Origin of the sequence: Vreelandella subterranea (genome assembly GCF_900111305.1) — a bacterium.
GTDB classification, from domain to species: domain Bacteria; phylum Pseudomonadota; class Gammaproteobacteria; order Pseudomonadales; family Halomonadaceae; genus Vreelandella; species Vreelandella subterranea.
On the sequence record NZ_FOGS01000002.1, the window covers coordinates 243860 to 265332 of the forward strand.

Sequence of the window (21473 nt, forward strand, 5' to 3'; positions counted from 1 at the left end):
CGTTCCGTGCAGGGTCTATTCTGGTTTACCAAGGGCGCGTAAACTACGCAACCTCATTAATAATCCTGGCTTGACCATGAGTGATGCATCTTACCGCGACGCTATCTTTTCGACACCCTTGGATAAGGTGGCAAGGTTCTCCTTTGACGAACAGGTCGTCGCGTGCTTTCCCGACATGATCCGCCGTTCGGTGCCCGGCTACGGGCAGATACTCGGCATGCTGGGCCTGATCGCCCAGCGACACCTACGCCACGGCGCCCACGTCTACGACCTGGGCTGTTCGCTGGGCGCTTCAGGGCTGGCCCTTGCCGGTGCACTGCCCGCGGATGCGTTTCGCTACACGGGGGTCGATCTTTCCCCTGCCATGGTGACTCAAGCACGGCAAACCTTTGCCGACGAGTGTGCCGAATATGCCATGCAGGTGGAGGAAGCTGATATTCGTACGCTTGAGTATGCACCTTCGGGGATGATCATTCTCAACTTTACGCTGCAGTTTTTGCCGCCAGCCGACCGCGATGCCCTCTTGAAGCGCCTGTACGATGCGCTCGAGCCCGGAGGCGTGCTGATTTTATCGGAAAAAACCGTCGACGCCGACGAGCGGGACAACGCCTGGCGTGTCGAGCGCTACCATGACTTCAAGCGCGCCAATGGCTACAGCGATTTGGAAATCAGCCAAAAGCGTACCGCGCTCGAGAATGTGCTGGTGCCGGATACGCTCGAGGCCCTTCACGAACGCCTGAGGCAAGCCGGCTTTCCGCGCTCGATGACCTGGTTCCAATACCTCAACTTCGCCTCGCTGATCGCCTTCAAACCATGACTACCTGGGTGGTCCTGACCGCGGTCGCACTGGTGCTCTACGTCGCCACCCTTTGGTGGCACTCGCGCAAGCCCTTGCCATCCGGCCTTAACACCGAGGGCAAGTGGCGGGCACCTGTCGCGCCGCGGCTGCTGCTCGACGAGACCTTTGTCGGTGCCGACGGCCAACGCCACTGCCGACAGCAGATTTTCGACGAGATGTTGCGCTTGATTGGCCAGGCCGAAAAGCTGGTGGTACTGGATATGTTCCAGTTCAACGACCCCGCCGACGACCGCCACGACTGCCATCGCCAGATTTCGGTGGCACTGCGTGACGCCCTGCTGAACCGCAAGCACCAGCGCCCTGATATCGAGATAGTGGTGATCACCGATCCTATCAATGCCGTCTACGGCGGGCTCGAACTTAGCCACCACCAAGCCCTTGAAGCGGCTGGCGTCCGGGTCGCCACCACCGACCTGACGATCGGGCGTGACCCAAACCCGAGCTGGACCGCGCTTTGGCGGCTGAGCTTTCGCTGGCTGCCCCACTCGCCCCGGGGCGGCTGGCTACCCAACCCTATCGGTCCGGGCAGGGTCGGTCTTCGCAGCTATCTGACCCTGCTTAACCTCAATGCCAACCATCGTAAGACCCTGGTAGTGGACGAAGGCGATCGCTGGACCGCCGTCGTCAGCTCAGCCAACGCCGATGACGGCAGCAGCGACTACCGGGACGTGGCGCTGCGGGTCTCCGGCGATACCGCCCTCGACCTGCTCGCTTCCGAACGCGAAATTGCCGCCCACAGCGGCGTCCCCATCGCCCACGTCCAGCCGACGGCAGCCGCTGGCGACGCAAGTAGTGACACCCTGCGCCTGCGCCTGCTTAGCGAAGGCGCCATCAAAGGTGCCCTGCTGGCACTCATTGATGACGCTCGCGCCGATGAACGGCTCGATATCGAGATGCTCTACCTCTCTCACCGCGGCGTGATCGCTGCACTGGTCAGGGCCGCGGCAAAGGGCGTTGAGGTACGCGTGCTGCTCGACCCCAACCACCATGCCTTTGGCGTCTCCGGCAGCGGTATTCCCAATCGCCAGGCGGCCAACGACCTGATCAACGCCGGCATCCAGCTACGCTGGAGTGATACCCACGGCGAGCAGGCCCATAGCAAAGTAGTGCTGCGCCATGCTGGCAAGCGCCCCGCCCGCCTGCTGCTGGGCTCGGCCAACTACACCCGGCGCAGCCTTAACGACCTCAACTTCGAAGCCAATCTCGAGTGGGTCGCCGACAGTAATGATGTGATTATCCACGAGGCCCGCGCAGCCTTCGAACGCCACTGGCATAATACCGACACCGAGCATTACAGCACCGGCCCCGAGGCTTACCTGGACGCCTCTCGTTGGCGCTACTGGCAGTATCGACTGATGGAAGCCAGCGGCTGGTGCACTTTTTAAGACAGCGAGATACCCATGCCCCACCCCCACCGCGAGCTCTACCACGCCTTTATTGACCAGGGTCTGGACACCTGGCTGGCGCGCCTGCCCGAACAACTGGCGCGCGGCCTCGACCGCAACCGCCACGGCGACTTGCCCGCCTGGGAAAAAGCCGTGGCCAAACTGCCCGCGCTGCCAAGCGAGCGGCGCGTCGACCTGAACAGCGACACCGTGACGGTCGACATTGAGCTCACCGACAGCCAACAGCGCCAGTGTTTCAACCTGCTGAGAAAGCTTGCGCCCTGGCGTAAAGGCCCTTTTCAACTGGGTGGCATCCATATCGACACCGAATGGCGCTCCGACTGGAAATGGCAGCGCGTGGCCCCCCATCTGGCCCCGCTCGAGTACCGCAAAGTGCTCGATGTCGGCGGCGGCAGCGGTTACCACGCCTGGCGGATGGCCGGGGCAGGCGCTGCTTTCGTACTGGTCATTGACCCTTCACCGCGCTTTTACTGTCAGTTTCAGGCGGTACGCCATTTCGTGGGTGATGCGGACGGCGGCAGAACGCAGTTTTTACCGGTGGGCATCGAAGACGTGCCGGAGAACCTGGGCTTTTTCGATACGGTCTTTTCCATGGGCGTGCTCTACCACCGCCCCGCGCCGCTGGAACACCTTCAGCAGCTAAAGGCAGCCCTGGCGCCTGGCGGCGAGTTGGTGCTGGAGACTTTGGTAGTGGAAGGCGATGAACAGACGGTGTTTATGCCCGGCGAACGCTACGCCGCCATGCCCAACGTTTACTTCCTGCCCTCCTCCAAGGCGCTATGTCACTGGCTTGAGCGCTGCGGCTTCACCAATGTGCGCGTCGTGGATGAAGCGGTCACCACGCTCGACGAGCAGCGCTCCACCGAGTGGATGACCTACCAGTCGCTCGCGGATTTCCTGGATCCCGACGACCGCACCCGCACTATCGAAGGCTACCCTGCGCCGCGGCGGGCAGTGATATTGGCGAACAAACCGGGGTAACACCATTTACCTGCGCAAAATCACCAGCCAGCGGCCCAGGTTCATCACGCTGGCAAGCGACGCTGCCACGTAGGTGAAGGCGCAGGCCGTCAGCACATGCCGGGCGCCGTGCATATCTTTAGGGGGCACATATTCCTTCAGTAGCGGCAGGGCCCGGTTGAAGCTGGCATCAAACTCGACGGGCAAGGTGACCAGATGTACCAGTGCCGCGGTGCCGAAGCTGATCACGGCCATGACGATGACCAGTGCCAGCCCCCCAGGCAACCGGGTAAGAATGAACAAGAACGGAGCTGCCATCATCAATATCGCGCCCAGCTTTTCCGCCTTTTGGGCGACCTTGACTAACCGGCTGCGGGCCAGCAGGGGGGCGTAGCCTTCAAAGTGTTGAATGGCATGCCCCACTTCGTGGGCGGCAACGGTCACGGCGGTGAGGGAACGGCCGTCGAAGTGGTCAGGCGTAAGCCGCACGCAGCGGTCTTCAGGGTCATAGTGGTCGCCGTGTTCGGTGCGCTCTACTTTGACGCCTTTCACACCCAGACGGCGCAACAGGTGTTCGGCCAGCTCTGCTCCTGTGCCTGGGTAATCATCACGCCCCTGGGTGTGACGCTTGAGTACCCATTTGGCCCACAGGTTAGGCAGCACAAAAATCGCCAGGGCGAAGATAATCAGCACAACGAACATCATGGCTCCCAGACCTCCAAACGGATTGACAGGACCTATTAGACACCTTTTCTACAGGACGTGACGACCGGGAAGGATGAAAGTACCTATTTTATTCGCTGGCAGCCTCCTGGTAGCTTTTGTAAACGTCACGCTTGACCGCCTGAAGCCCTCGCGCCGAGATATAATCTTCCGCATGGGCGTGCTCGGCGATCAGCACGCTATCGGCGGCCAGTACCAGTTGGCAGTCGGTGTCGGCCAGTTCGTTGCGTAAATTCTGAATAGCCTCTTCTCGAGCGGGGTCTTGATCGACACGGCGAATATAAATGGCCTTGATACGCCCAGGGTAATCGCGGACCACCTCGCTATACACCTCGGGGTCATGCTGACCGCTATCGCCTATCAAAATACACGGCAAATCATCGAACAGGGCCAACATATGATCGATCAGATCCCGCTTGTGTGCCTCCGCTCGCCTCGGCCAGGGATGGCGCCACGAGATACCCCATTCCCTTAGAAACAGGATAGGGCCTACCGGAATTCGGTTGAGTTGAAAAAAGGCTTCCAGCATTTCATAGATGGCCCAGGGCCCCCGGGAAACATACAGAATGGGCCGTTCGGCTTTATCGCTGGCACCGCGATGCAGCGCCTGATAGAGGGAAGCAACGCCAGGAAATGCGGTACGGCGGTGCGGCTTACGCACAAACAGGCGGTACAGCATCTTGAGCTTTTCAGCCACGCCGGTGAACATCACGGTGTCATCAATATCGCTGATCACCACCAAGTCTGCCTCGGGTGGGGGGACGTAAATTTCTACCTGGGTATGAACCGGCCGCTGGCCTTCAGCCTGCACCCTGATGTCAGCGACATGCCACGACACATCGATGGGCAGCGGGTGACTGATCGGCAAGTGGACGTAGAAGTAGCCATCGCGGTCGGTGGAAACACACAGCTGATTGCCACCCAGAGTAAGCTCGACTGCCGCACCGGACAATCCGCGACGGAATATCCGCCGGGCGACGTCGGCTGTATCGCGAAGCATGCCGCGCCTGGGGATGGCGCGGCCCAGGGCGGCCTGACGGAACACCCTGCCCATGACGAAAATTTCGCGCTGAGACCCGTAGCCACGATAGGGGTGAACCATCATGCCGCCGCGGCCAAAATCGCGTTTCATGGGCTTGGCCATCACATGGGTAAGCCGCTTAACGAAGCTCGACCACTGGCGAAGCACCTTCATCAAGCGTATTGACCAGGGTGACACTCTTTCTGCGATTTTCCCGGATATCTGCCGTTCGGTGTTTGGCTCATCATGCTCTCCTTTTCGCGATGAGTAGACATTAACAGTATCTGATCAGTCTGGCACCTGCTGTATAATCGTCAAGCCAAATACCCAGTGCGTGCGGCGCTAGGCGTTGTACAGCACCTCCCCTATCTGACGAATATCATAGCCACCCAATGCCTCAGCACGCTGAACGAAGCGGGGTTGGCGACTAAAGGCCAACAGCGCCTGGACGCTTGGCTCGAAGTAGCTGCGGCGATGCATCATTAAATCGAACTGCTCGTCGTAAAGCGGGATAAAGTCAAGTTGCTGACGCCGCGCCGCTGCTTCAACGCCGAGCCCGACATCCGCCTCGCCTTGCAGCACGCTCAACGCCAGGTCGTCTTCGTTCAGGCTCGGGTGAGCCGCCCAATCAATCGCGGTGGGCGCGATACCCGCCTTGCCGAGCAGGTATGTTAACAACCGAGCGGCGCCAGCACCGGGTTGGCGGTGGGCAACGCGTGTCTTGGGGCGAGCCAGATCGGCAAGGCCGGTAATCCCCAAAGGATTACCAGCGGCAATCAATAACCCCTGGCGCCGGATTGCCCAGCGCAGCACGACCAAATCTTTTACGCCGCCCAACCCCAATAAATGCGGCTGGTTGTATTGACCGCTATCAGGATCGAGCAAATGCACGCCGGCAACCATGGCGCGGCCCTCCAGCAGGCGGCGAACGCCGTCGCCGCTGCCGTGAAACAAGCTGGCCAAGTCGGAGCGACTTTCGCGAATGGCCCATTCCAGTAACGGATCCTGGCTACCGGCCACCACCGCAGGCGGCGGCTGGCGTTGGGCCTGATCACCTTCAAGGTGGTTGAGTACCCATAAATCAACCTGTTGACGAGGAAAGAGCAATTTCCCCGTCACACGGCTACAAGGTATCTGACCCTGGCGCACCAGGTCGTAGACCTTGCGCTCCTTGAGCCGTAAATAGTCGGCCACCTCGCTGGTGGTTAAATAATTGACGCTCAACGACAGGCCCTCAGTGTTTTATGCTGCATATAGCTGCACTAATTTCAGCACAGGATGCATCTTTGCATATTAACGATCATGCTGCCTACCTACACCACATCACGCTGACTATTTGACCATGCCCGCTAGCGATAACCCCTTTTTAACCGCGCTGCAGCTTATTCTGCACATGGATAGCGACCTGTTCGCGATTGTGTCGTTGTCGTTGCAGGTATCGCTCGTGGCCGTTGCGCTCGCCGCGCTTGTGGGGTTACCGCTGGGTGCCGCCCTGGCGCTTTGGCGCTTTCCCGGTCGCAACGGTGTGATTATCGTGCTGAACGCCCTGATGGGCTTACCTCCCGTTGTCGCGGGGCTTTGTGTTTATCTGCTGCTCTCGCGCGCCGGGCCACTGGGCGAATGGGGGCTGCTGTTCAGCCCTACCGCCATGGTGGTGGCCCAATGGGTGTTGGTGTTGCCGATTATTGCCTCGCTGACGCGCCAGCAAGTCGAGGCATTACACGGCGAATACGCCGAACAGCTTCAATCCCTGGGCTTATCCACCGCCAGAATGATGCCCACCCTGCTTTGGGACGCGCGGGTCGGGCTAGTCACCGTCATGCTGGCGGGTTTTGGCCGTGCCAGCGCTGAAGTCGGTGCGGTGATGATTGTGGGCGGCAATATCGAGGGTGTGACGCGGGTCATGACCACCAGCATCGTGCTGGAAACCAGCAAGGGGAACCTGCCGCTGGCCCTTGGCCTGGGGATCATTTTGCTGGCGCTGGTAACCTTGATTAACGCCCTCGCTCACCTGATGGGCGAAACCGCCAAGAGGCGCCTGGGATGAATGCGCCCTTTCCTACACAGACCCCGATTGCCGACCTGCAGCTGGATAACGTCAGCTTCGAGCACCGCGGCCAGTCGCTGTTAGCCCACACTTCGCTGACGCTGTCGGGGTGCCGTCGTACGGTCATCATGGGGCCTAACGGGGCTGGCAAAAGCCTGCTGATGCGCCTTGCCCACGGCTTACTGCCCCCCACCAGCGGGCAGGTGCGCTGGCAGGGCAAAACGCCCGTACAGGCCATGGTGTTCCAGCGACCGGTACTGCTGCGCCGCTCGGCGCTCGACAACCTGACCTATGTGCTCGCCATTCACAACGTGCCCCGCGCAAGGCGCAAGGCAGACGCTCTGCAGGCGCTCGCCACCTTTGGGTTGACCAGCCTCGCCCACCGTCCGGCCCGTGTGCTGTCAGGCGGTGAACAGCAACGCCTTGCCCTGGCCCGCGCCTGGCTGCTCAACCCCGATGTGCTGTTTCTGGATGAAGCCACCTCGGCACTGGACCCGGCAGCGATCAAAGCCGTGGAAGATGCCGTCATGACCTTCCACGCAAGCGGCACCCGCATTGTGATGACCACTCATGACTTGCATCAGGCCCAACGCCTGGCCGACGACGTGGTGTTTTTACATAACGGTCAATTGAGGGAACACAGCCCCGCCGAGACATTTTTCTCCGCGCCTCGCTCGTCAGAGGGTCGCGCATTTATCCAGGGTGAGCTGGTTTGGTAACCCTGAGCATCTCGCAAAAAGAAGGAATCGTGACATGAAAAAGACCGCGATCATCACCAGCGCAAGCCTGCTAAGCCTGGCCTGGGGAGGTCTGGCGCTGGCCGATAACGACTACATAACGCTGGCCTCTACTACCTCGACGGAAAATTCGGGGTTATTTGATGCCATCATTCCAACGTTTACCGACAAAACCGACATCGATGTCAGGGTGGTTGCCGTAGGCACCGGCCAGGCGTTTGAAACCGCTCGGCGCGGCGATGCCGACAGCCTGCTGGTTCACGATACGGCAGGCGAGGAGCAGTTTGTCGCAGAGGGTTATGCCACCGAACGCCTGGATGTCATGTACAACGACTTCGTGATCGTCGGCCCCAGCGATGATCCCGCTGATATTCAAAGCAGCGAGACGGTGAGCGAGGCCATGCAACAGATCGCTGAAAGCGAGTCGGCCTTTGCCTCGCGGGGTGATGACAGCGGCACCAACCGTGCCGAGCTGCGTTTATGGGAGGACGCAGGCGTTAACCCGCAAGGCGAGTGGTACCGGGAGCTGGGCAGTGGGATGGGGCCGACGCTCAATACGGCAGCTGGCATGAACGCCTACACCCTCACCGACCGCGCCACCTGGGTGTCTTTTGAAAACCCGCAGGACTTGACCTTACTGTTTGAAGGCGATGAGGCGCTTTTCAATCAGTACGGTAGCCTGCTGATCTCGGAAGAGCGCCACCCTCACTTGAAGCATGACCTTGCCGCCCAGTGGCATGAATGGCTGGTCTCAGAAGAGGGCCAAGCCGCCATCGCTGATTACGAGGTCGATGGTCAGCAGCTGTTTTTCCCCAACGCGGAATAACCTACCGACAGGTCATCGATCAAAAAGCCCCTCAGGCATGCTGCAGGAGGGGCTTTTATCTCACCGCATTGCGAATCTTACCCAGTTGATGCCAGGTAAAAACCTACAGCAGCTGGCGAATATCCTTGGCTTCCCAATGCGGAAAGTGCTTACGCACCAGGGCGTTGAGATCGCGCTCAAACGCCGCCCAATCGGTTTTTGCCGGGCCACTCTCTGACGCATTCGCCACGCCACGGATCATGCCTGCGCCGACGGTCACATTGGTCAGCCGATCGATAATGATAAAGCTGCCGGTACCGGGGCTGCTGCGATAATTGTCAACCGGAATCGCCGCCGTTAACTCTACCTCGCAGCGGGCGATGGCATTCAAGCTCAGCGAATCCGCAGCGTGCTTCTCAAGGGTGTTCACGTCGATCTGGTAGTCAATCGCGCTGACTTGCCCTGAGAGATCCCGCGTGGCGAGCTTGAAGTCGTAAAGTTTACCCGGCGCCAGCGCATCTTCGTGCATCCAGACGATATCCGCTTCAAAGGCGTTTGACAGCGGCAATGCCTCGTCGGCGCTGACGAGCCAGTCGCCGCGGGAAATATCAATTTCATCGTCCAGCGTGACGGTGATCGCCTGCCCCGGGTACGCCGCCGTCAAGTCACCCTCAAAGGTCACGATCCGCTCGACGCGCGAGGTTTTACCCGACGGCAGAACCTTCACGGCTTGACCAGGGCGCAGTACGCCCGCCGCGAGCGTGCCGCAATAGCCACGAAAATCCAGGTTGGGCCGATTGACATACTGCACCGGCAAACGCAGATCGGTAAGGTTCTGGTCATACGTGACCTCGACGCTTTCCAGCAGCTCAATCAGCGTTTTGCCTTCGTAGCCCGCCGTGTAATACCAGGGGGTCTGCTCGCTGGGATTGACGACGTTATCGCCGTTGAGCGCCGACATCGGCACAAAGCGAATATCGGGGGCGTTCAGATTGGTTGCGAAAGCACGATACTCTTCGACGATCTCGTTAAAGCGCTGCTCGGAGAAGTCGACCAGGTCCATCTTGTTGACCGCGATAACCAGGTGCTGAATGCCCAGCAAGTCGGCGATAAAGCTGTGGCGGCGGGTTTGCGTCTGCACGCCGTAGCGCGCGTCTATCAGGATCACCGCCAGGCTGGCGGTAGACGCTCCCGTGGCCATGTTGCGGGTGTACTGCTCGTGCCCCGGGGTATCGGCGATAATGAACTTGCGCTTATCGGTGGAGAAAAAACGATACGCCACGTCGATAGTGATGCCCTGCTCGCGTTCCGACTGCAGGCCATCGACCAGCAGCGCCAGGTCAACGGTATCGCCGGTGGTACCGCTGGTTTTGGACGCCTGGGTGATCGCCGCCAATTGATCCTCAAAAATCATCTTGGAATCGTGCAGCATCCGGCCAATCAGCGTGGACTTGCCATCATCGACACTGCCGCAGGTGATAAAGCGCAGCAGGTCCTTGTTTTCGTGCTCGTGCAGGTATTGCTCGATATTGTCGGCAATCAAATTCGATTGGTGGGCCATGTCGAACTTCCTAGATAATGTTGTTTATCTTGATGTTGGGTGCCGCGGCTAGTTTTGGGTGGCAGGATCATTGCTGATCGCCCAATGAATTGGGCTCCTACAAAAACCTACATGCACCACAGTCCTTGTAGGAGCCCGACTTGTCGGGCGATCAGGCCGTCTACAAGCGATGAATGACGGCGGCTTGATCATTGCTAATCGCGCAATGAATTGCGCTCCTACAAAACCTTTTGGATGCTATTAGAAGTACCCCTCACGCTTTTTCTTTTCCATCGAGCCCGCCTGGTCGTGGTCGATGGCGCGGCCGCTGCGTTCGCTGGTCTTGGTCAGCAGCATTTCCTGGATGACTTCGGGCAAGCTGGCGGCTTTGGATTCCACCGCGCCGGTGAGTGGGTAGCAGCCCAGGGTTCTGAAACGCACCCACTTCTCTTCGGGCACTTCACCCGGTTCCAGCGGCATGCGGTCGTCGTCGACCATGATCTGCATGCCGTCGCGCTCGACCACGGGGCGCGGGGCTGACAGGTACAAGGGCACAATGGGGATCGATTCCAGATAGATGTACTGCCAGATATCCAGCTCGGTCCAGTTGGAAAGCGGGAACACGCGGATCGACTCGCCCTTGTCGACCTTGGCGTTGTAGATATTCCACAGCTCCGGGCGCTGTTTTTTCGGGTCCCAGCGGTGGTATTTATCGCGGAAGGAGTAGACACGCTCCTTGGCACGGGACGCTTCCTCGTCGCGTCGGGCACCGCCGAACGCGGCGTCAAAGCCATGTTTGTCCAGCGCCTGCTTGAGCGCCTGGGTCTTCATGATGTCGGTGTACTTGGCGCTGCCGTGATCGAACGGGTTGATATTCGCCGCCCGGCCTTCCTCGTTGGTATGAACGATAAGCTCCATGCCCGCCTCTGCCGCCATGCGGTTGCGGAATTCGATCATCTCGCGGAATTTCCAGGTGGTGTCGATATGCATCAGCGGGAACGGCGGCGTACCGGGGTAAAACGCCTTGCGCGCCAGGTGCAGCATCACCGAGGAGTCTTTACCAATGGAGTACATCATCACCGGGTTGGAAAACTCGGCGGCAACCTCGCGAATGATATGGATCGATTCCGCTTCGAGCTGCTTTAAGTGCGTCATGCGCGCAGCACTTGGCGCACCGGGCATTTCAGGCCGCGACGCGGCTGAAGGATTGGAAAACTGGGACATGGCCGACTACCTCACAAAAACAAACCTGTGGCACTGCGCAAAAGCTGAGCGCTAAGATGTGGGTAGGGTAACGTCTTGGCAATAATAACCCAAAAGAATTAATAACTATCTTTTTATTCTTTTACTGCCTATGAGTTCAACAAGCCGTCGTAGCGGCTAAACCGTGACGCGCTCGATCCAGGTTTCCCACTGCTGGTCGTGGAAATCAAGGATGCGATAACCGGGGCGCGATGCCTCATCGATCATGAAGTGCTCTGCCCCGGGCATGAATTGATCAGAAATCGCCGGGCAGCCATAAACGGCAACATCATGGGTGCTGGCTAGATGATGCTGGGCATAGGTCTGGTGGGCATGACCAAACAGAATGATCTTGACCTGGGGAAATGCGCTGATGACCTCCCAGAACGCCTCGCGGTCCTGCAACCCGATGGCATCCATCCAGGTCGCCCCCACGTCAACGGGAGGATGATGCATCGCGATCAAGGTCGGTCGGTGATCGCCCTCAAGCTTCGCCGACAGCCCCGCCAAGGCATCACGGCCCAGCTCACCGTAGGGCTCGCCCTCAACCGGGGTATGCAACAGCAGTAGGCGCCAGGGCGGCAGCGACACCTCATCGGCCAACGGATGCTCTGCTTGCATCAGCGCGGGTTGGTCGTGATTGCCCGCCATCCAGGCCCACGGACAGGGCAACTGCGACATCGTCTCAGCGGCCAGCTCATAAGAGGCTGCCGTTTCGTCCTGACTGACATCACCGGTCAACACCACAAAGTCGGGCCGCTCAGCGATAGCTGCCTGCAGCACCCGCTGCAGGTGGTGCCAGGGCACACCCGCGCGGGATCGCGCTTGTTTATCCGCGTACAGGTGGGCATCGGTGATTTGCACCAAACGCATCAGGGCAACTCCGGCACGTCAACAGTGTGTCCATGCGCCAGGGCATGGGCCAGCCATTCGCCGAGAAAGCGATTCAACTGCAGCTTTTCATCCGGCTGGTGCATGCGGGCATTAGGGTAGCGGTAGCGCCCTCTGAAATGGCGCTCGCGCTGAAAGTCGGTAACTTCCGCCATGCGAACGTCGTGGTAAAGATGCACACGCATCGTGGGACCTTCCCACAACGTATCCATGGGGCTGCTTTGGGACACTTCCAGCATGGTGGTGTAAGGGGCGTTTTGCAAAATCTTGAGTTGCAGATCACCGAAATCCTGGTCATCGCCGCGCAAGGCAATGTTGCGTTGCTGGTCGCCTTCCAGGTCACCCACCAGGCGAACCAGGCGCAAATAGTTGGCGCTGCACTCGGCTTGGAGCGTCTTCAAATCGGTGACATAAGCCATTTTCGCCATGATCACTCCTCGTCGGTTTCGCCCTGCGGGGGGATTGGGCGGGAAGCGGCGCGTAAAGACGCCCGCTGACCTGCCAGCCAATGCAGTGCTATCAAGCACATGGCGTTGTCGAGTCTTCCCTGGCCCATGAGTTCCCATACGGTGGGAAAAGACACCACATGAACGCGAATATCTTCATGCTCTTCAGCCAGGCCATGAACCCCGCCCAGCCCTTGCGTATTGATCAAGCCGCAGAACAGCGTCACGCGCTCGTTACAGGCACCCGGACTGGGATAGTAGGTATGCAGTTTGGTCAATTGGCCCACGTGACAACCAGCCTCTTCCAGGGCTTCACGGCGGGCAACCTCTTCCAGTGACTCGCCCTGCTCGACGAGACCCGCCACGAGTTCCAGCTTCCATGGGGTATGCGGGTCGTCGACGGCACCGGCACGAAACTGCTCAACCAGCACCAGGCTATCGCGCTCGGGGTCGTAAAGCAGCACCCCCACGGCATCAAAGCGATGGTGGACCTCGCGACGCATGACGTCGCTCCACCCGCCTTCAAACAGGCGATGGCGAAGCTCTAACGCTTCCAGGCGAAAAAAGCCCTGATGCAGCGTTTCGCGTTTGTGGAGTTCAACATCGTCGCGACCTAGCGGCGTATTGAGCAAAGACGTGCTGGCGCTGGATGCCATAAGGCGCTCCCGGTGATAACAATTGTCCTATTATCAATGCTTGCCACCGGGAATGCCAATTTGTGGAAGATGTTATAGCTCGCCGAGCAGCGCCTCAGCGTCACGGCGCAACGCTTCATCGGATTGTTGGCGACCCTCGCGGGCGGTGCCGTCCACGGCGCGCTGAGCATGCTCCCGAGCCGCCTGGATATTGCCTTCTTCCTGCAGGAAGGTCGCATAGTAATAGTTGACATCGATGCCGTCAGGGCGAATCTGCAAGGCACGCTGAAACATCTCGTCTGCCGTATCACTATCGCCAAAACCAATCAGCCCGCCGGGTACGCGGTCGTACAGTGCCCCCAAGGTCACATAAGCAGAGCCGTTATTGCCTTGCGGATCGATCTCGACGGCACGTTCGAGGGTATCCCGGGCGTCTTTGGCAACGCCCAACGCACCAAGGCCACCACGTTCACGGGCATAAGCGGCCAATACCACCCCTTTCCAGACCAGCACCTCGGCTTCGTCGCTATGCTGCTCGGCAAGCTGGGTCACTTCTTCAGCCAGGCCACTAAGCGCAGCCTCCCGCTCGCTTTCAGGCATCTCCGTTACCGTATACTCCCAGCGGTTCTTCAGCGAGAACAGCTCGCTTTCATAGGCCACCGCATTAAACGACGCGAGTGCCAGCGAACTGCTGAGGGCGGTCATTGCAAAATAGCGCATCAGGTTTGAGTGAGCCATTATCAACTCCTTAGCTTGTTGTTGTATCACTGTTTTGTTGTATCACTGTCATCAGGCAAAGTAAGCCACCCAGACAATGTAACGAACGTTTGAATTAATCGCCAGTCGCAAATCATTGGCGCGACTCTTCACCGTACCCCGGCAAATCGCGTTAAAGTGGGGATCGCCTAACCAGAAGGGAGTTGGCAATGAAAGGCCGCAACATGACACGTTGGCGCGACCCGGCAAAAGACCCGCGCCAGGAACCAAAAAGCAACCTGATTACCGCTGAGGGTGCAGCCCGCCTACGAGGCATCCTGGACCATCTCTCGCGGGTAAAACGCCCGCAAATTTCGGCGAAAGTGGGCGAAGCGGCCGCCCAGGGTGACCGCAGTGAAAACGCGGATTACACCTACAACAAAAAGGAACTCAATCGCGTCATCGCCCGCATTCGTTACCTCACCAAGCGCCTGGATGAGCTCCAGGTGGTGGACCGCCTGCCAGCCAACACGCAAAAAATATTCTTCGGGGCCTTTGTCAGCCTGGAAGACGAAGAAGGTGAAACGCTGTCTCTACGTATTGTTGGCCACGATGAAACCGATACGCAAAAACGCTGGATCAGTATCGATGCCCCCATGGCCAAGGCCTTGCTGGGCAAGGAAGTGGGCGAGGATATAACGGTGCTCACGCCCAACGGCGAGACGTTCTATACCGTGACGGCCATTGACTATGCCCCCAACAGTAATTAAGCGCGATAGACCCTGAACCGGCGATTATCCGCCAGGGTCTGGAACTGTTCAAACGCACTCTGGAGCAGGTCCGGATAAGGCAGGAACGCATTGGCAACCAGCATCAATTGACCCGCTGACGTCAAGTGGGCCGGCGCCTGGCGGATCAGGCGCTGACTGGGCCCATAGCTGACATCACGCTCCTGATGGAAGGGCGGATTGCTGACGATGAGATCAAAGCGTTCGCCCTGCAAAGCGCTGAATACATCACTTTGCAATACACGGCCTTCGAGCCCGTTAACCCTCAGCGTTCGCTGGGTCGACTCAACCGCAAAGGCGCTGACATCCACCGCGGTGACCTGATGCCCGCGATGGGCCAGCCAGGCGCTGATAATCCCGTCTCCGCAGCCCATATCCAGCACGCGCAGAGGGGTGCTGAGTGGTGTGCTGGGAAGTTCGCCATCCAGAACGTCCAGGAGCAGCCGGGTGCCTTCGTCGACCTTGCCATGGCCAAACACGCCGGGGTGGCTGATCAGTGTCAGACCCAGTGCGTCGAAGCGCGTCCACACATCGTCCCCGGAAGCGCGCTTTACAGTGCGAGTCGCAAATAGGGAACAGCGTCGGGCGTTATCCAGCTTGTCGCACTCCATGCCCCGTTCGGCGAGCACCTTGGGGACGCGCTTGATACCACCATTGTGTTCGCCGACGACCTCTATCGGCGTGTCGGCTGGCAAACCCTCACATAGCCACTCCAGCCACCAGATACCCAACTGATGGGCCTTGGGCCAGAACAGCACCACCTCGCCTGCCAGAGACTCAACGCTCTCCTCCTCAAACGGGCTAAACGCTGACTTATCCCGAGCGCGCCAAGCATCAAGCACGGCCAAGTCAGCACTGATAACCCCCGCTGACTGATCGATCAGCCAGGGGTCCAGCGGCGGACCGACCACCCAGAGTGGCCCATGGCGAACTGGCTGTCGTTCAAGCAATTGGCAGGCAGGCGTTTGGGCACTCATTCGCGGGTCTCCGGTTTGCTGAGGGTATAAAGCAGGTAGCGACCCAGACGCCAGTGGGGGTCCTGTCGGCAGTAGCGTTTTTCCAGCGCCAGCAACGTATCGCGCTCGTGCGGCGCTACCGCGGGCTGGCGTAAATAGTCCTGAAAGACCCGGATACCGGCCACCGACTCAACAACCAGGCCATTTTCCTCGCTCCACTGCACGACCTGGTCGTGGGCGATGGGCGAAATGGGCGTCAGTCGCTGCCCCCTGCCCTGCCCCTCTAGCTGGTCGCTTAAGGCTTTTTGCAAGTTGCCCTTGATGGCATTGGACAAGCGCAGCGCATCACGGTTAAACACCATGAGACTCAGTTGGCCGCCGGGAGCGAGCAAGTCCGCCAGCGACTGCATGGCCAAACGCGGCTCACCGAGCCACTCCAGCACCGCATGGCAGGCAATGAGTGGCCATGGGCCTGGAGCAAACTGCCCGACCGTTTGCAGAGGCGCTTGCAGGTAATCGATCGCATTGTCGGGCAGTTCATTGGCGACGCGATGCCAGTTCTTGGCATGGTCCAGCATCTCCCCAGAGGGCTCTGTCATCGTGACCCTATGCCCTCGCTTTGCGAACCACGCGGCTTGCTGGCCAAGGCCACCGCCGATATCCAATACCGTTTGCTGCTGTAAATTCAGCATCTGCGGCAATAGATAGTCGAGCATTGCCAGGCGCAACTCACCTCTCGGCGCCTGGTAAAGCGAGCGGGAGAACTTGTCGACCAGGCCGTCGAAGTAACGGTCGCCCGCTTGGGTCAATTCATAACGTGGGTGCATTCAATGGGCCGAGCGTTGTCTCAAAGCTGTGTAGTTTAACTTGCTTGAACGCGGAACGCTTGCCAGCCTTAACGGAATAGAACTCAACCCAACGGCAAACTTTAACGCTCGCTAACAAACATAAGAATAAATGCTATTGTTGCCATGGCTCGGCGATCAACAATATAAAGGAATAATTTACCATGTCTCATTCCACCTCTACCCCACCAGAAGTTCTCACCTTTGGCGAAGCCATGGCCATGTTTGTCGCGGATTCGCCGGGGGAGTTATCCGGCATTGAGGGATTCCAGCGCCGCTTGGCCGGTGCCGACAACAATGTTGCCATCGGCCTCTCAAGGTTAGGCTTTCACGTGGGCTGGCTAAGCCGGGTGGGTAGCGACAGCTTCGGCAAGTTTATTCAGGCGGCTTTAACAGCGGAAGGTATCGATGATCGCTATATACACGCCGATGCACAGCACCCTACCGGGCTGCTCTTTAAAGAGCAGGCCCAAAATGGCGCCGACCCGCGAGTCGAATATTTCAGACGTGGCAGTGCTGCCAGTCACCTGACTGTTGACGACGCCCGGAGTGTCGACTTTCAAGCACTTAACCACCTTCACGCGACGGGCATTACACCGGCGTTATCTGAAAGCGCCTGCCAGCTTAGCCATCATTTGATGGAACAGGCCCGCGCCCATGGCGCGAGCATTTCCTTCGACCCCAATTTGCGGCCGTCACTTTGGCCCAGCGAAAACGTTATGCGGTCGACCCTCAACGAACTCGCCGGCCGTGCCGACTGGGTACTCCCGGGGATTTCCGAAGGCCAGCTACTCACGGGGCAGAAGACGCCTTACGACATAGCAGGCTACTATCTGGACCAAGGCGCCTCCGCGGTGATTATCAAACTGGGCCCGGAAGGCAGCTATTACCGTGGCAACCTGGATGGGCAAGAGGAGAGCTTTACGGTAAACGGTTGCCCTGTCGCTGAAGTAGTGGATACCGTAGGCGCAGGCGATGGCTTTGCCGTTGGTGTGATTAGCGCTCTGCTTGACGGGGCTACGGCACGCCAAGCCGCCCGGCGGGGAAATCTAATCGGTGCTCAGGCCATTCAGGTGATTGGTGATATGGAGGGCCTGCCTAGTCGCGAGCGTTTACAGGCGCTTGAAGCAGAGCAGTCCTCTGATTAACTCGCCTCGCTTTTTTATAGCCGCCCAGGAGACAACAATGAAAAAACGCCTAGTGGTTCAAGGACGACTCAGCGATGCTCAGCGAGCAACGCTTGATGACTTGTTTAAAGTAGACGTGCTGCCGAAAACGACCGCCCTTGATGCCCCTGAGAACCGCACGCTGTTAGCTGACGCTCATGGCATTATCGGCTCCGGCTTGGCGATTACGCCCGAGTTGCTAGAAGCGGCACCTAAGCTGGAGGTCATATCCACCATATCGGTCGGCTACGACAACATCCCCGTCGATGAACTGACCGAACGCGGCATTATGCTGTGCAACACGCCGGATGTGCTTACCGAAACCACTGCTGATACAGGCTTTACGCTGATCATGGCCACTGCGCGCCGGGTGGTGGAACTAGCCGAGTGGGTGAAAGCGGGCCAATGGCAAGCCAGCATTGGCCCGGCGCTGTTTGGTAGCGATGTGCATGGCAAAACCCTGGGCATGGTGGGCTTTGGCCGCATTGGGCAGGCCGTCGCCCGACGCGGCGCCCTTGGCTTTGGCATGCCGGTGCTCTACTCCAACGCTTCCCCCAAACCCGCCTTGGAACATGAGTTTGGCGCCCAGCGGCGCGAGCTTACCGAACTGTTGGCCGAGGCCGACTTTGTGTGCGTCACAGTTCCCCTCAATGCAGAGACCGAACACCTGATCGGCGCCAAAGAGTTCGCGCAAATGAAGCCAACCGGCATTTTCATCAATATCGCCCGCGGCAAAGTCGTCGATGAAGCAGCCTTGATACACGCCCTGGAGAACGGTGTTATTCAAGCAGCCGGGCTGGATGTCTTCGAGCAGGAGCCGCTCGCCGCTTCATCACCGCTACCGAAGATGTCCAATGTGGTCGCTTTGCCCCATATCGGCTCCGCCACCCATGAAACCCGCGACGCCATGGCCCAGCGGGCGGTGGATAATATTCGCCTGGCGCTTCAGGGCGAGCGGCCAATTAGCCTGGTCAATCAGGAAGCCTATCAATGAATTCTTCGCCGAACACGACCACACCGCTCTGCCTGCTGTTTGACTGCGATGGCACCCTGGTGGATAGCGAGATACTGCTTGCCGAGGTGATGGGCGAGATTCTTCCCGAATTCGGCTTACCCTTTTCAGCCCGGCAGTATATGGATGAGTTTCGCGGGGTACGTTTCAAGACCATCGTTCAAACCCTGGAAAAGCGTTTTCAGGCGCTGGAAGAAGGCGCCTTCTCCCAGCTTGAAGCAGGCATGCGGGCACGCATGGAAGCCCGGATGCGTGCCGAACTGGTAGCGATCGCTGGCATACCCGCCGTGTTAGAACAGTTAAGCAACCACCCCATGGCCGTGGTCTCCAATGGCCCCGAGCGAAAAATTCGCTGCGCGTTGGAAAGCACCGCGCTCGGCCATCATTTTGAAGGCAGGCTGTTCAGCGCCTACACCCTTAATGTGTGGAAACCCGACCCCGAGCTGTATCGCAAGGCGGCGGCCGCCTTGGGCTATACTCCCCAGCAGTGTGTGGTGATCGATGATGCGGCGGTGGGTGTCGAGGCGGGTCTGGCGGCGGGCATGCACGTGATTCATCTCAACCACTTTCCTGAGGAAGAAACCACCCCCGACGGTGCGATCGGCATTCTGCATGCCAGTGAATTACCCGCCGCTATTGAAAACCTATCCACCAATGTCACTGCTGACGTTTAGTGCCTGGAAGTTGGCACTTATTGGTGTAGTGCAGCGCAAGAGGATTCTATGAGGTTATTTTCATTGCAAGACCAAGTGGCGATGGTCACCGGCTGCAACAAAGGCTTGGGCCAGGGCATGGCCGTGGCGCTGGCCGAAGCGGGTGCTGATATTGTCGGTGTCAGCCGCCGCCCTGCCGAGAAAACCCGCCAGCAGGTTGAAGCACTGGGAAAGCGCTTTTACGCTGTTGAAGCAGAGTTAGGCAATGATTCGCCTAGCGATATTGTTCATCAAGCGGTCACTCAGGCGGGCAAGCTGGATATCTTGGTCAATAATGCGGGCACGATTCGCCGGGCACCGGCTATCGAGTTCACCGAAGACGACTGGGACACGGTGATCGACATCAACCTAAAGGCAGCGTTTTTTCTCTCCCAGCAGGTGGCCAAACACCTCATTGAACGTGAAGCCCCGGGCAAGATCGTCAATATTGCCTCCCTGCTGTCGTTCCAAGGCGGTATTCGCGTTCCCTCCTACACCGCCAGCAAAAGCGGGATCCTCGGCCTGACCCGCCTGATGGCCAACGAATGGGCGGCCCATGATATAAACGTCAATGCCATCGCCCCGGGGTACATGGCGACCGATAATACCCAGGCACTGCGCGACGACCCCAAGCGCCACGATGAAATACTCGGACGCATTCCAGCGGGCCGGTGGGGCACGCCCGAAGATCTGGCGGGTGCCGTGATCTTTTTATGCTCCGACGCTGCCCGCTACGTTCATGGTCAGACGCTGGCGGTAGATGGCGGCTGGCTAGCCCGCTAAACAATATCAAGCGGTGAACTGTTGTGACTAGCCAGCCGTCGACTGCTGCACCACGAACTCCACGCCACGCAATTCAGCCAAGCCGCGCATGCGCCCGTATAGTGGGTAGCCCGGTGCCGTATGGCGCTGTTGATCATCGAGCAGTTGGTGACCGTGATCCGGGCGCATTGGTAAGCGCCCCCCGCCCTCGCGTTCACGGCGTCGCTCTTCTTTCACCAGCGCATGAATAACACCCACCATGTCCACATCACCGGCTAGGTGCGACGCCTCGTGAAAAGAGAGGTTATCCGCTTCGCGCTGGGTGGCACGCAGATGGATAAAATGAATATGTGGGGCAAAGTGGCGAGTCATGGCCACCAAATCATTATCTTCACGAACGCCGTAAGAGCCTGTGCAAAACGTCAAACCATTGGCGGGGCTGGGCACGCGGTCGATAATCCACTGAGCATCCTCGCGCGTCGATACCACCCGTGGCAGCCCCAGCAGTGACCTGGGCGGGTCATCCGGGTGGATGGCCATACGAATGCCCACCTCTTCCGCCACTGGAATAACCGCCTGCAGAAAGTAACCCAGGTTTTCTCGCAGCCGGGCTGCGTCGACATTGGCATACTCTTCCAACACAGCACGAAACTGCTCAAGGGTGTAATGCTCTTCGGCGCCGGGCAGCCCGGCGATCAGCGTATTGACTAATTTTTCACGGCCAGCGCTATCCAAGCCTTCCAGATAACGACTTGCCTGAGCTTTATCATCAGCGCTGTAGTCTTTCTCAGCCCCTGGCCGCTGCAGCAGGTATAGATCGAAGGCCGCAAAAGCCACCTGATCAAAACGCAGCGCCAAGGCACCATCAGCTAATTCATAGGTCAGATCAGTGCGTGTCCAATCGAGTACCGGCATGAAGTTATAGCAAACGGTGTCGATACCGCAGGCCGCCAGGTTACGCAGTGTCTGGCAATACGTTTCGATCAGCGCGTCACGTTCTGGCAGCCCTTTCTTGATCGACTCATGTACCGGGACGCTCTCCACCACCGACCATGTCAGGCCAGCAGCTTCGATCATCTGCTGACGCTCACGGATCGCCTCAACCGGCCATACCTGATCATTAGGCACCCCATGCAGGGCGGTAACGATACCGGTTGCGCCTGTCTGACGGATTTCTTCCAGACGGATGGCATCCTGCGGGCCAAACCAGCGCCATGTATGTTCCATCTCCCCTCCTTTATAAA

The 21473-nt window shown here is 58.9% G+C and carries 23 protein-coding genes; 11 read left to right on the top strand and 12 right to left on the bottom strand.

Translation table 11 applies throughout. The features are described from left to right. Positions 1-76 precede the first annotated feature (76 nt). From cmoA to cmoB, 3 genes are read left to right on the top strand one after another with little or no spacing between them, the layout of a single operon-like run. Positions 77-817, top strand: coding sequence for a carboxy-S-adenosyl-L-methionine synthase CmoA (gene cmoA / locus BMX75_RS03965; RefSeq protein ID WP_092825471.1), 741 nt, complete (start codon positions 77-79; stop codon positions 815-817). After that, positions 814-2244 (top strand): phospholipase D-like domain-containing protein, encoded by a 1431-nt coding sequence (locus BMX75_RS03970; protein ID WP_092825472.1) that lies wholly within the window; start codon positions 814-816, stop codon positions 2242-2244. Before cmoA ends, BMX75_RS03970 begins: the two co-directional genes overlap by 4 nt. Positions 2245-2259: 15 nt before the next feature. Further along, positions 2260-3246, top strand: coding sequence for a tRNA 5-methoxyuridine(34)/uridine 5-oxyacetic acid(34) synthase CmoB (cmoB, locus tag BMX75_RS03975; RefSeq protein ID WP_422822051.1), 987 nt, complete (start codon positions 2260-2262; stop codon positions 3244-3246). 6 nt (positions 3247-3252) lie between these two features. On the opposite strand, the gene BMX75_RS03980 is transcribed toward cmoB, so the two are convergent. The 3 genes from BMX75_RS03980 to BMX75_RS03990 form a co-directional block, all read right to left on the bottom strand. After that, positions 3253-3927 (bottom strand): zinc metallopeptidase, encoded by a 675-nt coding sequence (locus tag BMX75_RS03980; protein ID WP_092825962.1) that lies wholly within the window; start codon positions 3925-3927, stop codon positions 3253-3255. Positions 3928-4018: 91 nt separating this feature from the next. Next, positions 4019-5092, bottom strand: coding sequence for an App1 family protein (locus BMX75_RS03985; protein ID WP_245748357.1), 1074 nt, complete (start codon positions 5090-5092; stop codon positions 4019-4021). Positions 5093-5311: 219 nt separating this feature from the next. After that, positions 5312-6193 (bottom strand): helix-turn-helix transcriptional regulator, encoded by an 882-nt coding sequence (locus BMX75_RS03990; RefSeq protein WP_092825477.1) that lies wholly within the window; start codon positions 6191-6193, stop codon positions 5312-5314. A gap of 118 nt (positions 6194-6311) precedes the next feature. Between BMX75_RS03990 and BMX75_RS03995 the strand changes: the two genes are divergently transcribed. Genes BMX75_RS03995 through BMX75_RS04005 form a run of 3 tightly spaced genes read left to right on the top strand, consistent with a single transcriptional unit; the run spans position 6312 to position 8579 of the window. Further along, a complete protein-coding gene (locus BMX75_RS03995; protein ID WP_092825479.1) occupies positions 6312-7016 on the top strand; it encodes an ABC transporter permease in 705 nt (234 codons plus the stop codon). Beyond that, entirely contained in the window at positions 7013-7735 is a 723-nt protein-coding gene (locus tag BMX75_RS04000) for an ATP-binding cassette domain-containing protein (RefSeq protein ID WP_092825481.1), read from the top strand. Before BMX75_RS03995 ends, BMX75_RS04000 begins: the two co-directional genes overlap by 4 nt. Positions 7736-7769: 34 nt before the next feature. Next, positions 7770-8579 (top strand): ABC transporter substrate-binding protein, encoded by an 810-nt coding sequence (locus tag BMX75_RS04005; RefSeq protein ID WP_092825483.1) that lies wholly within the window; start codon positions 7770-7772, stop codon positions 8577-8579. Positions 8580-8682: 103 nt separating this feature from the next. Here BMX75_RS04005 and cysN read toward each other — a convergent pair whose 3' ends face one another. The 6 genes from cysN to BMX75_RS04035 all read right to left on the bottom strand — a co-directional run bounded on the left by cysN (position 8683) and on the right by BMX75_RS04035 (position 14032). Continuing rightward, on the bottom strand, positions 8683-10119 hold the full coding sequence (cysN, locus tag BMX75_RS04010; protein ID WP_092825485.1) for a sulfate adenylyltransferase subunit CysN: 1437 nt from the start codon (positions 10117-10119) through the stop codon (positions 8683-8685). Between the two features lie 240 nt (positions 10120-10359). Continuing rightward, complete coding sequence (gene cysD, locus BMX75_RS04015) at positions 10360-11322, bottom strand: sulfate adenylyltransferase subunit CysD (protein ID WP_422822052.1); 963 nt, start codon at positions 11320-11322, stop codon at positions 10360-10362. Between the two features lie 156 nt (positions 11323-11478). Further along, a complete protein-coding gene (locus tag BMX75_RS04020; protein WP_092825487.1) occupies positions 11479-12213 on the bottom strand; it encodes a metallophosphoesterase in 735 nt (244 codons plus the stop codon). Then, the gene (locus BMX75_RS04025; protein ID WP_066317733.1) at positions 12213-12659 is read right to left on the bottom strand and encodes a DUF1249 domain-containing protein; all 447 of its coding nucleotides are present in this window, start codon (positions 12657-12659) and stop codon (positions 12213-12215) included. The genes BMX75_RS04020 and BMX75_RS04025 overlap by 1 nt, the downstream gene beginning before the upstream one ends. Before the next feature lie 2 nt (positions 12660-12661). Next, the gene (locus tag BMX75_RS04030) at positions 12662-13333 is read right to left on the bottom strand and encodes an NUDIX domain-containing protein (protein WP_066317736.1); all 672 of its coding nucleotides are present in this window, start codon (positions 13331-13333) and stop codon (positions 12662-12664) included. Positions 13334-13405: 72 nt separating this feature from the next. Next, on the bottom strand, positions 13406-14032 hold the full coding sequence (locus BMX75_RS04035) for a tetratricopeptide repeat protein (RefSeq protein ID WP_422822055.1): 627 nt from the start codon (positions 14030-14032) through the stop codon (positions 13406-13408). 206 nt (positions 14033-14238) lie between these two features. Between BMX75_RS04035 and greB the strand changes: the two genes are divergently transcribed. After that, positions 14239-14778 carry a transcription elongation factor GreB gene (greB, locus tag BMX75_RS04040; protein WP_092825491.1) on the top strand — a complete coding sequence of 180 codons (540 nt, stop codon included), beginning with the start codon at positions 14239-14241 and terminating at the stop codon, positions 14776-14778. On the opposite strand, the gene BMX75_RS04045 is transcribed toward greB, so the two are convergent. Then, the gene (locus BMX75_RS04045) at positions 14775-15773 is read right to left on the bottom strand and encodes a methyltransferase (RefSeq protein ID WP_092825495.1); all 999 of its coding nucleotides are present in this window, start codon (positions 15771-15773) and stop codon (positions 14775-14777) included. The genes greB and BMX75_RS04045 overlap by 4 nt on opposite strands. Further along, entirely contained in the window at positions 15770-16579 is an 810-nt protein-coding gene (locus BMX75_RS04050; protein ID WP_092825497.1) for a methyltransferase domain-containing protein, read from the bottom strand. Before BMX75_RS04050 ends, BMX75_RS04045 begins: the two co-directional genes overlap by 4 nt. 182 nt (positions 16580-16761) lie before the next feature. Here BMX75_RS04050 and BMX75_RS04055 point away from each other — a divergent pair, with 182 nt between their 5' ends. Genes BMX75_RS04055 through kduD form a run of 4 tightly spaced genes read left to right on the top strand, consistent with a single transcriptional unit; the run spans position 16762 to position 20250 of the window. Then, complete coding sequence (locus BMX75_RS04055; protein ID WP_092825499.1) at positions 16762-17745, top strand: sugar kinase; 984 nt, start codon at positions 16762-16764, stop codon at positions 17743-17745. Between the two features lie 37 nt (positions 17746-17782). Beyond that, positions 17783-18757 carry a 2-hydroxyacid dehydrogenase gene (locus BMX75_RS04060; protein WP_092825501.1) on the top strand — a complete coding sequence of 325 codons (975 nt, stop codon included), beginning with the start codon at positions 17783-17785 and terminating at the stop codon, positions 18755-18757. After that, a complete protein-coding gene (locus BMX75_RS04065) occupies positions 18754-19449 on the top strand; it encodes an HAD family hydrolase (protein WP_092825503.1) in 696 nt (231 codons plus the stop codon). The genes BMX75_RS04060 and BMX75_RS04065 overlap by 4 nt, the downstream gene beginning before the upstream one ends. Before the next feature lie 48 nt (positions 19450-19497). Further along, positions 19498-20250 (top strand): 2-dehydro-3-deoxy-D-gluconate 5-dehydrogenase KduD, encoded by a 753-nt coding sequence (gene kduD, locus BMX75_RS04070; protein WP_092825505.1) that lies wholly within the window; start codon positions 19498-19500, stop codon positions 20248-20250. A gap of 27 nt (positions 20251-20277) precedes the next feature. On the opposite strand, the gene uxuA is transcribed toward kduD, so the two are convergent. Then, a complete protein-coding gene (gene uxuA / locus BMX75_RS04075) occupies positions 20278-21456 on the bottom strand; it encodes a mannonate dehydratase (protein ID WP_092825507.1) in 1179 nt (392 codons plus the stop codon). Between the last annotated feature and the right edge of the window lie 17 nt (positions 21457-21473).

Coding starts and splice junctions, on each gene's coding strand:
- BMX75_RS04055 (WP_092825499.1), top strand. CDS start 16,762: ATGTCTCATTCCACCTCTACCCCACCAGAAGTTCTCACCTTTGGCGAA.
- BMX75_RS03980 (WP_092825962.1), bottom strand. CDS start 3,927: ATGTTCGTTGTGCTGATTATCTTCGCCCTGGCGATTTTTGTGCTGCCT.
- BMX75_RS03995 (WP_092825479.1), top strand. CDS start 6,312: ATGCCCGCTAGCGATAACCCCTTTTTAACCGCGCTGCAGCTTATTCTG.
- cysN (WP_092825485.1), bottom strand. CDS start 10,119: ATGGCCCACCAATCGAATTTGATTGCCGACAATATCGAGCAATACCTG.
- cmoA (WP_092825471.1), top strand. CDS start 77: ATGAGTGATGCATCTTACCGCGACGCTATCTTTTCGACACCCTTGGAT.
- BMX75_RS04030 (WP_066317736.1), bottom strand. CDS start 13,333: ATGGCATCCAGCGCCAGCACGTCTTTGCTCAATACGCCGCTAGGTCGC.
- uxuA (WP_092825507.1), bottom strand. CDS start 21,456: ATGGAACATACATGGCGCTGGTTTGGCCCGCAGGATGCCATCCGTCTG.
- kduD (WP_092825505.1), top strand. CDS start 19,498: ATGAGGTTATTTTCATTGCAAGACCAAGTGGCGATGGTCACCGGCTGC.
- BMX75_RS04045 (WP_092825495.1), bottom strand. CDS start 15,773: ATGAGTGCCCAAACGCCTGCCTGCCAATTGCTTGAACGACAGCCAGTT.
- greB (WP_092825491.1), top strand. CDS start 14,239: ATGAAAGGCCGCAACATGACACGTTGGCGCGACCCGGCAAAAGACCCG.
- BMX75_RS03985 (WP_245748357.1), bottom strand. CDS start 5,092: ATGGCCAAGCCCATGAAACGCGATTTTGGCCGCGGCGGCATGATGGTT.
- BMX75_RS04020 (WP_092825487.1), bottom strand. CDS start 12,213: ATGCGTTTGGTGCAAATCACCGATGCCCACCTGTACGCGGATAAACAA.
- BMX75_RS03970 (WP_092825472.1), top strand. CDS start 814: ATGACTACCTGGGTGGTCCTGACCGCGGTCGCACTGGTGCTCTACGTC.
- cysD (WP_422822052.1), bottom strand. CDS start 11,322: ATGTCCCAGTTTTCCAATCCTTCAGCCGCGTCGCGGCCTGAAATGCCC.
- BMX75_RS04000 (WP_092825481.1), top strand. CDS start 7,013: ATGAATGCGCCCTTTCCTACACAGACCCCGATTGCCGACCTGCAGCTG.
- BMX75_RS04065 (WP_092825503.1), top strand. CDS start 18,754: ATGAATTCTTCGCCGAACACGACCACACCGCTCTGCCTGCTGTTTGAC.
- BMX75_RS04025 (WP_066317733.1), bottom strand. CDS start 12,659: ATGGCGAAAATGGCTTATGTCACCGATTTGAAGACGCTCCAAGCCGAG.
- BMX75_RS04050 (WP_092825497.1), bottom strand. CDS start 16,579: ATGCACCCACGTTATGAATTGACCCAAGCGGGCGACCGTTACTTCGAC.
- cmoB (WP_422822051.1), top strand. CDS start 2,260: ATGCCCCACCCCCACCGCGAGCTCTACCACGCCTTTATTGACCAGGGT.
- BMX75_RS04060 (WP_092825501.1), top strand. CDS start 17,783: ATGAAAAAACGCCTAGTGGTTCAAGGACGACTCAGCGATGCTCAGCGA.
- BMX75_RS04005 (WP_092825483.1), top strand. CDS start 7,770: ATGAAAAAGACCGCGATCATCACCAGCGCAAGCCTGCTAAGCCTGGCC.
- BMX75_RS04035 (WP_422822055.1), bottom strand. CDS start 14,032: ATGCGCTATTTTGCAATGACCGCCCTCAGCAGTTCGCTGGCACTCGCG.